The following is a 12,318-nucleotide window of genomic DNA, read 5'->3' on the forward strand; positions in this document are numbered from 1 at the left end:
TCCGGCAGGCTTTCAGGAACGTAATTAACCGCGTGCAACCACCGGGCGTTCGGCGCTGCTGCCCTGGCCCCAGTAATCGAGCAGTTTTTTCTGTGCGCCGCTTTCCTGAATCACCTTCATGGCATCCAGTACCGCGCTGCGCAGCGTGGCGTTATCTTTGGCAATCGGGAAGCCCACCATAATTGGCAGATCCACGGTGAAGGCGCTGTCCAGCGTGCCATCAGCTTTGGCGATGGCGCGGGCTGAACCGGCTTCGGTCAGGTAAACGTCGGCACGACCGCTTTTCACTGCCTGGATGCTGTTGTCGGTGTTCTGCACCATCAGCATGCTGACTTCCGGTTTCCCGGCGGCGGTGCATTTGGCGCTCTGCTCTGGAACCAGTTTGTTGGCTTCGTAGGTGCCTGCGGCAGCGGCGACGGTTTTGCCACACAGATCATCAACGCTGTTGATTTTCTTCGGGTTACCTTTGGCGACCACGGAACCATCCTGCACCTGTACCGACGCAACGAAGGCGATCTGCTTGAGGCGTTCATCGGTGACGTACAGCATCGGGCCGATATCAGCACGGCCACTGGCGATGGAGGTCAGCAGCACGTTGAACGAACCGTTCTGGTAGCTGTGTTTTGCGCCGAGGCAGCTGCTGATACGTTCGAACAGCGAAGGATCAAGACCTTCAATGATGCTGGGATCTTTCTCTGACGGCGCTTCAAACCCTTTGGTGTAGCCACCAAGGCCAACCACCAGATCTTTGCCTTTCAGTGACGGATATTTGGTTTGCAGCGTTTTGCACTGCGCCATGGCGGCGAAGTCGCTGGCGGTGGGTTTGATCGGATCAGTGGCCGCATGGGCGCTGGACAGGCCAGCCAGCAAAGTGCCGGTAAGGCCAGATAACAACAAAGCGAGGCGTGCAAATTTCATAATAAGGTTCCCCTGGTGCATGGTGAATGGTTAAGCGATGACCTTCTGATTTATGAACTTTTTGGTGCTGTTTTAAATTCGCGCGATAAATCGCGCCGCTACGCGTAAAATTTCCCATGTTTTGTAGCGGCGTGATTTATCACGCGTCCTTTAATATCCGCGAGCAACATCCACCTGATTACGCAGCGCCCGACCACTGCGGAAGCGCACCAGGTTATCGATAAACACCTCAAGGCAACCCTCAAGGTAAGCGGCGTGATCGTCGAGGCTACAGTGCGGCGTCATCACCACACCGGGGGTGTGCCACAGCGGGTCGTCAGTGGGGAGCGGTTCCTGCGGATAGACATCCAGTACCGCGCCTGCCAGTTCGCCCGCGTTTAACTTCTCGCGCATCGCGTTGTAATCAAACACATCGGCGCGACCAACAATCACAATCCCCGCCCGCTTCGGCAGCAGGTCGAGACGGCGACGATCCAATAACCGGCGGGTTTGCGCCGTCAGTGGCAGCGTTGATACCAACACATCCACCTGCGGCAGCACTTCATCGATGGCATCGATGCTGATGCAGCGTTCCACCGGAGCGCTACATTCGCCGCTGCGCGTGACGCCAACCACGCGATAACCCTGCGCCGTCAGCAACCGGGCCGCTGCGGAGCCGATGCCGCCCACACCCAGCAGCAGCACGGTTTTGCCCCGTGCACAGCCACCGAAGCTCGGACGCCATAACCGCTGGGCCTGATCCTGAAGAAATCCAGGGATGCCGAAGTTAAACATCAGTGCCGCCATCAAAATAAATTCCGCGCCTTTGTCGCCATGTACCCCCGAGGCGTTGGTCAGCGTCACGCCTTGTGGCAAATGAGGCAGCCACTGCTCGACACCCGCTGACATCACCTGTACCCAACTGAGGCGAGGGGCTGCGAACTGGTCGAGCGCCAGCTTGCGCCCGGCCCACAGAATGTCGGCATTCGCGAGGAAGGTGGCGCTGTGCGTGGCGTCGCTGTTTTCGGTCAGCGTGAAGTGGCTCCGCAGTTGCGGGTGTGTCTCCAGCCGCTGACGCAGCAGTTCAACGGGGAGTTGCAGTGCATCCGGGCCGGTGGCATCGTTTTCAATATGGATATGCATCGCCGCTCCTTAACGCATCGCGGTGACTTCCATCTCGACCAGCAGGTCAGGATGGTTGAGCTGAATGCCGACGGTGGCGCGCGCCGGGAACGGGAACGAGAAAAATTCGCTGTACGCCTCGTTCATGGCGGCAAAAGTGCTGAGGTCGGTGAGAAAAATGGTCACGCGCACCACGTTGTCGAAAGTCATCTGTGCGGCGCTTAACAGGTCGCCAACATTCTTCAACACCTGACGGGTCTGGCTGGCGATATCGTTACCGATGATCTGGCCGCTATAGGGATCAATCGCGACCTGGCCGGAGATAAACAGCATCGGCTCATGCAATACGGCGGCAGAGAGCGGTGCTGGTCCCATCGGGCGGTCGTTGGCATTCATGCCGGGATAGGCAATCGCGGTTTTCATGGTCAAATTCTCATCAAATTCGTTTCACCGCAATTTCGTATACGATTATACAAGTGTCAATGTGCGATTTTTGACCATGAGGTAAAAAAGGTGATGTGCATCACGAAGTGGTGCAGATGTGGCATGTATTTATCTGTATGATTTTAAATCATTAAAATTGGTTTTGGGGCGGGATGTGATGGAGTGACTATAATCGTATACGATTTTCTTATTGTTGCGTTTTAATGGTTTTTACCCGCGATGCCACCGTCAGGATTTCCGGCTGCACATTGCGCGACCAAAGGGTATACTGTCGCACTCTTTTTTAATCCACCCGTATCGCGTGCGAATTCAACATGCAAAAGTTTGATACCAAGACCTTTCAGGGCCTGATCCTGACCTTGCAGGATTACTGGGCGCGTCAGGGCTGCACCATCGTCCAACCGCTGGACATGGAAGTGGGCGCTGGCACCTCTCACCCGATGACTTGCCTGCGCGCATTAGGGCCAGAGCCAATTGCTGCTGCTTATGTGCAGCCGTCACGTCGTCCGACCGATGGACGCTACGGTGAAAACCCGAACCGTTTACAGCACTACTACCAGTTCCAGGTGATCATCAAACCTTCACCGGACAACATTCAGGAGCTGTACCTTGGGTCGCTGAAAGAGCTGGGTATCGATCCGACCGTACACGACATTCGCTTCGTGGAAGACAACTGGGAAAACCCGACGCTGGGTGCCTGGGGTCTTGGCTGGGAAGTGTGGCTCAACGGCATGGAAGTGACGCAGTTCACCTACTTCCAGCAGGTCGGCGGTCTGGAGTGTAAGCCGGTGACTGGCGAGATCACCTACGGTCTGGAGCGTCTGGCGATGTATATCCAGGGCGTGGACAGCGTCTACGATCTCACCTGGAGCGACGGCGCGCTGGGCAAAACCACCTACGGCGATGTGTTCCACCAGAACGAAGTGGAGCAGTCGACTTACAACTTCGAATACGCTGATGTGGACTTCCTCTTCACCTGCTTCGAGCAGTACGAGAAAGAAGCGCAGCACCTGCTGGCGCTGGAAAAACCACTGCCGTTGCCGGCGTATGAGCGCATCCTGAAAGCCGCGCACAGCTTTAACCTGCTGGACGCGCGTAAGGCGATCTCGGTCACCGAGCGTCAGCGCTACATTCTGCGCATTCGCACCCTGACCAAAGCCGTGGCAGAAGCCTACTACGCCTCCCGTGAGGCGCTGGGCTTCCCGATGTGCAATAACAACAAGTAAGAGGCAGCCATGACCGATAAAACTTTCCTGGTGGAAATTGGCACCGAAGAGTTGCCTCCGAAAGCGCTACGCAGCCTGGCGGAAGCCTTTGCTGCGCACGTTACCGCTGAACTGGATGCCGCCGGACTGGCGCATGGTGAGGTGAGCTGGTTCGCTGCTCCGCGTCGTCTGGCGCTGAAAGTGGCAAGCCTGGCGGCTGCACAGCCGGATCGCGAAGTTGAAAAACGTGGCCCGGCTATCGCCGCTGCGTTTGATGCTGAGGGCAATGCCACCAAAGCCGCTGAAGGCTGGGCGCGTGGTAACGGCATCACCGTTGATCAGGCCGAGCGTCTGAGCACCGATAAAGGCGAATGGCTGGTATATCGTGCGCAGGTGCAGGGCGAAAGCGCCCAGACGCTGCTGCCTGCGATGATCGCGACCGCGCTCAGTAAGCTGCCGATCCCGAAACTGATGCGCTGGGGTGCCAGTGACGTGCAGTTTGTGCGTCCGGTGCACACCGTTACGCTGCTGCTGGGTGATGAGCTGATCCCGGCTACCATTCTCGGAATTCAGTCCGATCGCGTGATCCGTGGTCACCGTTTTATGGGCGAGCCAGAAATTACCCTCGACCATGCCGATCAGTACCCGCAACTGCTGCTGGAACGCGGCAAGGTCGTGGCGGATTACGCGGCCCGTAAAGCACAGATCAAAGCCGATGCCGAGCAAGCGGCGCTGAAGCTGGGCGGCAATGCTGACCTGAGCGACAGCCTGCTGGAAGAAGTGACTTCGCTGGTGGAGTGGCCGGTGGTACTGACCGCCACGTTCGAAGAGAAGTTCCTCGCCGTACCGGCAGAAGCACTGGTGTACACCATGAAAGGTGACCAGAAATACTTCCCGGTTTACGCCAACGACGGCAAATTGCTGCCAAACTTTATCTTCGTTGCCAACATTGAATCCAGCGATCCGCAGCAGATTATCTCCGGTAACGAGAAGGTGGTGCGCCCGCGTCTGGCCGATGCCGAGTTCTTCTTCAATACCGACCGCAAAAAGCGCCTGGAAGATCATCTGCCGCGTCTGGAAACCGTGCTGTTCCAGAAAGAGCTGGGTACGCTGCGTGATAAAACCGACCGTATTCAGGCGCTGGCTGGCTGGATTGCCGCGCAAATTGGTGCTGATGTGAATCACGCGACCCGTGCTGGCCTGCTGTCCAAATGCGACCTGATGACCAACATGGTGTTCGAGTTCACCGACACCCAGGGTGTGATGGGCATGCATTACGCGCGTCATGATGGCGAAGCGGAAGATGTGGCGGTGGCGCTGAATGAACAGTACCAACCGCGCTTTGCCGGTGATGCACTGCCGTCCAACCCGGTTGCCTGTGCCGTAGCGATTGCCGACAAAATGGATACCCTGGCGGGCATCTTCGGGATTGGTCAGCACCCGAAAGGCGATAAAGATCCGTTCGCGCTGCGCCGTGCTGCGCTGGGTGTGCTGCGTATTATCGTGGAGAAGAACCTGCCGCTCGATCTGCAAACCCTCACCGAGGAAGCCGTGCGTCTGTACGGCAGCAAGCTGAGCAATGCGAAGGTTGTGGATGATGTGATCGACTTTATGCTGGGTCGTTTCCGTACCTGGTATCAGGAAGAAGGCCACAGCGTGGACACCATTCAGGCGGTGCTGGCACGTCGTCCGACTCGTCCGGCAGATTTCGATGCCCGCATGAAGGCGGTTTCGCACTTCCGTACGCTGGAAGCGGCAACCACGCTGGCAGCAGCCAACAAGCGTGTTTCCAACATTCTGGCGAAATCGACCGAAACCCTGAACGACAGCGTGCAGGCTTCGTTGCTGAAAGAGAACGAAGAGATCCAACTGGCAACCTTCGTGACGGCCCTGAGCAGCAAACTGCAACCGTACTTCGCAGAAGGCCGCTATCAGGATGCGTTGATTGAACTGGCGCAACTGCGTGAATCGGTCGATAACTTCTTCGACAAAGTGATGGTCAACGCGGATGACCAGGCGGTACGTATTAACCGTCTGACGCTGCTGGCCCAACTGCGCGAGCTGTTCCTGCAAGTGGCGGATATTTCGCTGTTGCAGTAAGTCAGTATGCGTTACTGGGGGCGTGTAAAACGCCCCCTTGCTCGTGTAGCGGCGCGATTTATCGCGCTTTTTTGCCGGTTCAGTTCATTGAATTGCGCGATAAATCGCGCCGCTACGAAATTGCCTGTTCGGAGGAACAGGCGTTAAACAACCGCGCATCGCGCAGCAGGTGCTCATTGCCGCGACGGCGGGTAAAACCGCTGCGGTCAAAGAATTCCAGAACCTGCACCGCCACTTTACGCCCGGTGCCAAGCTGGTTGCGGAAATCGGCGGCGGTGGTGCTGCCACCCAGCGCAGCGCGTTGGCGAATCAGATCGGCGAAGATCTGGATCTGGTCGCTGCGATAGTAGCGATCACGCACGATCGCCGTGATATGACCGAGCCGTGCCGCAGTCAGCAGCAGGGCGCGAACCGTCAGTTCATCCTGCCGGAGTGCGGAGGCAATATCCCGCACCCAAAGTGGCTGGTCGCCAAACAGCGGCCCAGCCTGCTGCCATAACATCTCTTCCTGCGGGTTAAAGCGCGGTTCGAAGTTGGGGAGGTGCAACCAGCCGTGGCGTTGCTGAATCACCCCTTGCGCCAGCATCTGCTCGATTAACGCCAGCACCAGCCCGGCCGGGGCCTGTGGCAGCGCAATGCGCCGCAGGCGATCGTGACCAATACCCGGTTGTTCCTGGTGCTGCTGGTGAAAATGCGCCAGCGCGTCGCACAATTGCTGCTGCCAGCGGCTGGCCTGGTCCGGGTCCATCAACGCATGATGTAAACGCACCGGGGCAATACGGGCGAGCAGGGCATCCATCGCGGTCGGGGTCAGCTGTCGCGCCCAGGCCAGTTCACTGTCGTCAGCCGGTTGATGCCTGAGATGGGCGCGCAGGTTGGTTTCATCATCATCAGACAGCGCCAGCTGCTCAAGCCAGGTCAGGTAATCGGGCTGGCGTTTACCGCGTTTTTTGCTGTTCAGCAGAATCACCCGTCCACCCGCCAGCGTGTGCTGCGCGTTGCTGTCGCGAATGATCAGATGATCATTATCCGCCAGCCACAGTGGGGTGCTGAGAACCAGTTCTCCCAGCTGCTCGCTGAGTAAGGTTAAACGGCCAGTGACATGGCTGGCGGCGTGATGGACGTGTACCGGTTGAGACGCATTTTTCTGGGGGTGCAGCAGGTTAATCGCTACCGTGAGTCGCGTGGTGCCCTGGTCCTGCTGCTGACTCAGCAACCAGTCACCTCGGGTGATTTGCGCTTTTTCCACCTCGCCAACAATATTTAAGGCGATACGTTGCCCGGCCTGCGCGTAACTCACGGCCTGGTTCTGCGCATGCAGGGCGCGCACGCGCACTGGTTGGTTGACGCCGGTCAGCCACAGGGTATCGCCGATGTGGACTTCTCCGGCCAGCGCCGTACCCGTCACCACCAGCCCGGTGCCCTTGAGGGTAAAAGCACGATCGATGGCGAGGCGAAAACGGTAGCGGGGAGTAAACGGGGGTTCCGTCAGCCCAATCAGATGCTGGCGCAGGGCATCAATACCTTGCAACGTGGTGCTGCTGGTAACAAATTGCGCGGCATCAGGCCAGCCCAGCTGTTGCGTGAGCTGCGCGACCTGCTGCTGCACTTCGTCAATGCGTGCGCCGTCGACCCGATCCGCTTTGGTCAACGCCACGCTAAGTGGTGGTTGGCCGGCGAGGCTCAGTAGCTGCAAGTGTTCACGCGTTTGCGGCATCACGCCATCGTCACAGGCCACCACCAGCAACGCATGGTGGATGCCGCCGATGCCCGCCAGCATATTGGCGAGAAACTTCTCATGGCCTGGCACATCAATAAAACCGATCACCCGGCCATCGGGTTGCGGCCAGTAAGCATACCCGAGGTCGATGGTCATGCCTCGCCGTTGTTCTTCTGGCAGACGGTCAGCATTGATGCCGGTCAGCGCCTGTAGCAGCGCGGTTTTGCCATGATCAACATGTCCGGCGGTGGCGATGATCATGGCAGCAGATTCCGCAGAAAGGCGGTTTCATCTGTCAGGCAGCGCAAATCGAGCCACAGCTTGCCTTCCTGGAGACGGCCAATGACCGGCTGCGGCAGGGCGCGCCAACGTTGTGCCAGGGCGTGTAGCGTGCCGCCCTGACCGTCGCGTGGGCTGAAGGTAATAGCAACGCTGGGGAGACGTTCTACCGGTAGCGATCCGCTGCCGATTTGTGACGAACAAGGGGCGATCGTCAGCGAAAAATCCTCGCCATACGTATTCTCCAGAGCAGGCAGCAGGCGTTCCGCCAGTTGCCTGATTTCCGCTGCGGGACGCGTCAGCAGGTGCAGCGTGGGTAGCGCAACCGCAAGATTCTCCGGGTGACGATAGAGTTGCAGTGTCGCTTCCAGCGCCGCCAGCGTCATTTTATCGACGCGCAGCGCACGTTTTAGTGGATGTTGTTGCAGTCGGGCGATCAACGCTTTTTTGCCGATGATGATCCCCGCCTGCGGGCCACCCAGCAGTTTGTCGCCGGAAAAGCTGACCAGGCTGACGCCCGCCGCTATCAACTGCTGCGGCATGGGTTCAGCGGGCAGACCGTATGCGGTCATGTCGATGAGCGAACCGCTGCCGAGATCGGTGATGACCGGCAACTGGTGTTCTTCTGCCAGCGCCACCAGTTCAGCCTCGGACACCGCATGTGTGAAGCCCTGAATCTGATAGTTGCTGGTGTGAACTTTCATCAACAAGCCGCTATCGTCGGTGATAGCGGCGCAATAATCTTTTAAATGGGTGCGATTGGTGGTGCCGACCTCCACCAGCTGGCATCCGGCCTGGCGCATCACGTCAGGAATACGGAACGCACCGCCAATCTCCACCAGCTCACCACGGGAAACCACCACTTCACGCCCTGGTGCCAGGGTCGCCAGCATCAGTAAAACCGCCGCCGCGTTGTTGTTGACGATACAGGCGTCTTCCGCGCCGGTCAGTTCGCACAGCAGGGCGGCAACCGCGCGATCGCGATGACCGCGCGCGGCATCATCCAGCGCATATTCCAGCGTCACCGGCTGGCGCAGACTGGCGGTGACAGCCGCGATTGCCGCATCGCTTAAACAGGCGCGGCCTAAATTGGTGTGCAGCACCGTGCCGGTCAGATTAAACACCGGGCGCAACGCGCTTTGGCGCTGTTGCTCACTGCGGCGCAGCGCTTCATCCGGCCAGTTAGCGTGCCAGGCGGGAAGTCCCTGATGTTGCTGGATATACTCGCGTGCTTCTTGCTGCATCGCGCGGAGCTGTCGGGTGGCAAAGGCGGTGCCTGCATCATCAATTAATGGCTGCAACGCGGGGTCGCGCAGCAGGCTATCAATGGCAGGCAGCTGACTAAACAGATTTTTCATTAAGCAGAACTTTTAACTGGAGGCCGGGACAGTGCGGGCAAAGCTCTCCCGCTTAAATAGCTTCTCTGCCAGTTTGATCAGTGCCGGACGATTGACGCACCAGTTCGGCACCACGCGGCGGAAATTAATGTAGCCAATCATGCAACCGGTGGCGATATCCGCCAGATTGAGGGTGTTGCTGTTGAGCAGATCGCCCTGAGCGGCGGCGATTTCCAGTGCATCCAGACCGCGCAGGATTTTTTCCCGGTTACGCAACAAAACCTCTTCGGATTGCTGATCTCCGGGGCGCATTTGTTCGCGTACAATCAGCAGGGCTGCATCGCTGATGCCGTCGGCCAGTTTTTCCAGTTGGCGGATTTGCAACGCGCGCCAGCGGTCATCAGGCAAAAGCTGAGGTGCTTCACCTCGTAGCTCGATGGCTTCGGCGATGATCGCCGAGTCAAACCAGGTGAGCTTGTTGTCATCAACCAGCGCCGGAACTTTACCCAGCGGATTGTAATGCGGCACATGGCTGTCAGCGTTCCACGGTGATTCGTTAACAAACTCGAAGACGATGCCCTTTTCCAGCATGATCACTGAAATTTTACGCACAAAAGGGCTGGTGTAGCTGCCAATCAGTTTCATCGAACGCCTCCGTGGTGTAGCGCGCTTAATCGCGCGGTTTTTTTCGGGCACGGTACACGATATTGCGCGATAAATCGCGCCGCTACGATGCGCGGAAATATGTAAAACGCAGAATTACCCTTCGCCTGGAAACAAAAACGGGTTCAGGCTACTACGGGAAAACCCTTCCTGCTCCATCCGCGCATCCAGCACCAGTGAAGCCAGGTCGTCTGCCACTGGCTCCACCGCCGGATCTTTCTCCTGGTACAGCATCTTCAGGTAGGTGCCGCAATCGCCACAGCTTTCGGCTTTTATCGCCGCCATCTCGCTATCCAGCGACCAGTAATGCAGGTCACGCGTCTGCTCGCAATTAGAACATTTGCTGCGTACCACATACCATTCACTTTCGCACAGATTGCAATGCAGATAACGCAATCCCTGCTGACCGACATCCATATGTACCACGCTGGCAACCGGAACGCTGGCGCACACCGGACAGAACTGACGATGCTCGCCATATTCAGCACGGGCTTTACCCGGAATTAATGCCGCCATCTGCGCCCAGTAGATCGATAATGCCGCCCAGATAAACGGTGATTTATCGTTGCTGACCTGGGCGAAGTTACCTTCGAGCAGTGCAGTCGCCAGCGTCTCCAGTTCAGTCGCCGAGGCTTTCTCCAGATTCTCCAGCACCGCCAGCGCCTGACCGCTCATCTCTGGCTTCAGTTCGGCGATCAGCGAATGCAGTAGCCGTTGCCAGTGGGGATCGCGCGGGTAAGTGTGAATATCCAGCGGCGGGATGCCCTGTTCGGCACTTTGCGCCAGGCGGGCACGCAAATCGAGCTGGAGAGGATGGTCATACAGCACGATTTCCTGTGCCTGGGCGATCACGGCGGCAAAGCGCAGATAATCACCGAGCGGATTTTTCGCTGCCAGCTCGCGCAAACGGGCGGCCCGTCGGCTATACAAGTTTTTCAGCCGGGGGAAAAGTAACGGCGGAATGTTATCCGCCGTTTTCTTATCGCTTTTCTCCAGCTGGTCCTGCGGGATAATGCGAATACTCATCAGGGGCGTTTTTCCTGTTGTGTTTGGCGTTGGCGCTGCTCGCGATACCAGCGTGGGTGATGTTTCTTCGCCCACGCGGCAGGGACCCAACCTTCAACCATCGCGGTAATGGTGCCCTTAACCCACAAGGCAGCGTAGATATGCACCATAATCACGATAATCAGCGCCACGGCTGAGACCGAATGCACCACCAGCGCGGCGCGAATTAGCGGAATGGAGAAGGCACCGGCGAAGTATGGCCGCCAAATCACAATTCCACTCACCAGCAGCATGACTAAGCTGATGATAGCAGCCCAGAACACACACTTCTGCCCGAAGTTGTATTTGCCGGTATCACCGACCTCCTCATTGCGCACGATTTTGTGGATGTTTTTCGCCCATATGATGTCCTCACGGTTAATCAAATTCTGCCGCCAGTAACGTAAGAACATGATTAAAAAGGCAGCAAACATCACCACGCCAACAAAAGGATGCAGAATACGCGCCAGCTGCGGCGTACCCAAAACATGCATCAGCCAGTTAAACGACGGAAAAAAGAAACCTAAACCGCTGAGCGCAGCGAAGACAAAGCATAACGCCACAATCCAGTGATTGATGCGTTCCGGCGCGCTGTAGCGTACCAGGCGATCGCGCTTTTTCATCATTTTTCCTCCTCGTCCTCATCCACCCGGTTCGGCCCGACGCCGACGTAGTGGAACACCGCCGCCGCAAAGGTGGCAGCAAAACCCACCGCCGCCAGCGGTTTCCAGATGCCTTTCCAGAAGGTGACGGCGGAGCTGATGCTCGGGTTTTCCGGCAGGCCGTGGTAAAGCTGTGGTTTGTTAGCGTGGTGCAGCACATACATCACATGCGTACCGCCAACGCCTGCCGGGTCGTACAGCCCGGCATGGGCGTAGCCGCGTGTTTTCAGCTCCTCCACCCGTTCTCCGGCCAGGGTCTGCATATCCACTTTGCTGCCAAAATGAATTGCCCCGGTCGGGCAGGTTTTCACGCAGGCCGGTTCCTGACCGACGGTGACACGATCGACGCACAGCGTGCATTTATACACGCGGTTGTCCTCTTTATTGAGGCGCGGCACGTCGAACGGACAACCGGCGATGCAGTAACCGCAGCCGATACATTGCTCAGACTGAAAATCAACAATGCCGTTGGCGTACTGAATGATCGCCCCTTCTGAAGGACAGGCCTTCAGACAGCCAGGATCGGCGCAGTGCATGCAGCCATCTTTGCGGATCAACCACTCCAGCTTGCCGTTCTCTTCAACCTCAGAAAAACGCATCACCGTCCAGGACTTGGCGGTCAAATCCGCCGGGTTGTCATACACCCCGACGTTATGACCGATCTCGTCGCGGATGTCGTTCCATTCCGAACAGGCGACCTGACAGGCTTTGCAACCGATACAGGTCGTGACGTCGATTAACTTCGCCACCTCCTGCTGATGGTTGCGCGCCTGCGGTGGCGGCGTCACGCCGTTGGTGGCGGAGCGGCGGATAATGTCTTGCGATTGATAAGCCATCTTCGTTCT

11 protein-coding genes are annotated in these 12,318 nt (G+C 57.8%); 2 read left to right on the forward strand and 9 right to left on the reverse strand.

Annotated elements, in window-relative coordinates:
* Positions 1 to 24: 24 nt before the first annotated feature.
* The 3 genes from AC6I8N_RS00525 to AC6I8N_RS00535 all read right to left on the reverse strand — a co-directional run bounded on the left by AC6I8N_RS00525 (position 25) and on the right by AC6I8N_RS00535 (position 2,442).
* On the reverse strand, positions 25 to 918 hold the full coding sequence (locus AC6I8N_RS00525) for a transporter substrate-binding domain-containing protein (protein ID WP_497829819.1): 894 nt from the start codon (positions 916 to 918) through the stop codon (positions 25 to 27).
* Positions 919 to 1,068: 150 nt separating this feature from the next.
* On the reverse strand, positions 1,069 to 2,040 hold the full coding sequence (locus AC6I8N_RS00530) for a D-2-hydroxyacid dehydrogenase (protein WP_497829820.1): 972 nt from the start codon (positions 2,038 to 2,040) through the stop codon (positions 1,069 to 1,071).
* Positions 2,041 to 2,049: 9 nt separating this feature from the next.
* The gene (locus AC6I8N_RS00535; RefSeq protein ID WP_021183707.1) at positions 2,050 to 2,442 is read right to left on the reverse strand and encodes a RidA family protein; all 393 of its coding nucleotides are present in this window, start codon (positions 2,440 to 2,442) and stop codon (positions 2,050 to 2,052) included.
* A 335-nt stretch (positions 2,443 to 2,777) separates the two neighbouring features.
* Between AC6I8N_RS00535 and glyQ the strand changes: the two genes are divergently transcribed.
* Together glyQ and glyS are read left to right on the forward strand one after the other, a co-directional pair.
* Entirely contained in the window at positions 2,778 to 3,689 is a 912-nt protein-coding gene (glyQ, locus tag AC6I8N_RS00540) for a glycine--tRNA ligase subunit alpha (protein WP_021183708.1), read from the forward strand.
* Between the two features lie 9 nt (positions 3,690 to 3,698).
* The gene (gene glyS / locus AC6I8N_RS00545) at positions 3,699 to 5,768 is read left to right on the forward strand and encodes a glycine--tRNA ligase subunit beta (RefSeq protein ID WP_497829821.1); all 2,070 of its coding nucleotides are present in this window, start codon (positions 3,699 to 3,701) and stop codon (positions 5,766 to 5,768) included.
* Positions 5,769 to 5,880: 112 nt separating this feature from the next.
* Here glyS and selB read toward each other — a convergent pair whose 3' ends face one another.
* The 6 genes from selB to fdxH all read right to left on the reverse strand — a co-directional run bounded on the left by selB (position 5,881) and on the right by fdxH (position 12,309).
* Positions 5,881 to 7,749, reverse strand: a complete 1,869-nt coding sequence (selB, locus tag AC6I8N_RS00550; protein WP_497829822.1) for a selenocysteine-specific translation elongation factor — start codon at positions 7,747 to 7,749, stop codon at positions 5,881 to 5,883.
* Complete coding sequence (gene selA / locus AC6I8N_RS00555; protein ID WP_497829823.1) at positions 7,746 to 9,125, reverse strand: L-seryl-tRNA(Sec) selenium transferase; 1,380 nt, start codon at positions 9,123 to 9,125, stop codon at positions 7,746 to 7,748. Before selA ends, selB begins: the two co-directional genes overlap by 4 nt.
* A 12-nt stretch (positions 9,126 to 9,137) precedes the next feature.
* The gene (locus tag AC6I8N_RS00560) at positions 9,138 to 9,749 is read right to left on the reverse strand and encodes a glutathione S-transferase (protein ID WP_497829824.1); all 612 of its coding nucleotides are present in this window, start codon (positions 9,747 to 9,749) and stop codon (positions 9,138 to 9,140) included.
* A 114-nt stretch (positions 9,750 to 9,863) separates the two neighbouring features.
* Positions 9,864 to 10,793, reverse strand: coding sequence for a formate dehydrogenase accessory protein FdhE (gene fdhE / locus AC6I8N_RS00565; protein WP_021183714.1), 930 nt, complete (start codon positions 10,791 to 10,793; stop codon positions 9,864 to 9,866).
* Entirely contained in the window at positions 10,793 to 11,434 is a 642-nt protein-coding gene (gene fdoI, locus AC6I8N_RS00570; protein WP_036625907.1) for a formate dehydrogenase cytochrome b556 subunit, read from the reverse strand. The genes fdhE and fdoI overlap by 1 nt, the downstream gene beginning before the upstream one ends.
* The gene (fdxH, locus tag AC6I8N_RS00575) at positions 11,434 to 12,309 is read right to left on the reverse strand and encodes a formate dehydrogenase subunit beta (RefSeq protein ID WP_021183716.1); all 876 of its coding nucleotides are present in this window, start codon (positions 12,307 to 12,309) and stop codon (positions 11,434 to 11,436) included. The genes fdoI and fdxH overlap by 1 nt, the downstream gene beginning before the upstream one ends.
* Between the last annotated feature and the right edge of the window lie 9 nt (positions 12,310 to 12,318).

This window comes from Pantoea sp. X-Soil-TKNS-1279 (genome assembly GCF_059730565.1).